Annotated in this window: 1 tRNA gene; it reads left to right on the forward strand. The window is 48.1% G+C overall.

Annotated features, from left to right (window positions below):
• The first annotated feature begins 98 nt into the window (after positions 1–98).
• A tRNA-Glu gene (locus tag CWM52_RS25935) sits at positions 99–174 on the forward strand.
• Positions 175–420: the final 246 nt, after the last annotated feature.

Raw genomic sequence — 420 nt, forward strand, 5'->3', positions numbered from 1 at the left:
GGATCACCTCCTTACCTGAAGAACCTGCCTTTGTAGTGCTCACACAGATTGTCTGATGAAAAGTAAAAAGCAAGGCGTCTTGCGATTGAGACTTCAGTGTCCCCTTCGTCTAGAGGCCCAGGACACCGCCCTTTCACGGCGGTAACAGGGGTTCGAATCCCCTAGGGGACGCCACTTGCTGGTTCGTGAGTGAAAGTCGCCGACCTCCATATCTCAAAACTGATTCTCAGGAATCACGTTTGAGATATTTGCTCTTTAAAAATCTGGATCAAGCTGAAAATTGAAACGACACACTGTGTCTGTTCTCCGTAATAAGAACAGGCAAGCGGTGTGTTCGAGTCTCTCAAATTTTCGCAACGCGAAGCGTTTTACGAAACAGTTTCGGGTTGTGAGGTTAAGCGACTAAGCGTACACGGTGGA

Source organism: Raoultella sp. T31 (assembly GCF_002806725.1).
In the GTDB taxonomy this organism is placed as follows: Bacteria; Pseudomonadota; Gammaproteobacteria; order Enterobacterales; family Enterobacteriaceae; genus Klebsiella; species Klebsiella electrica.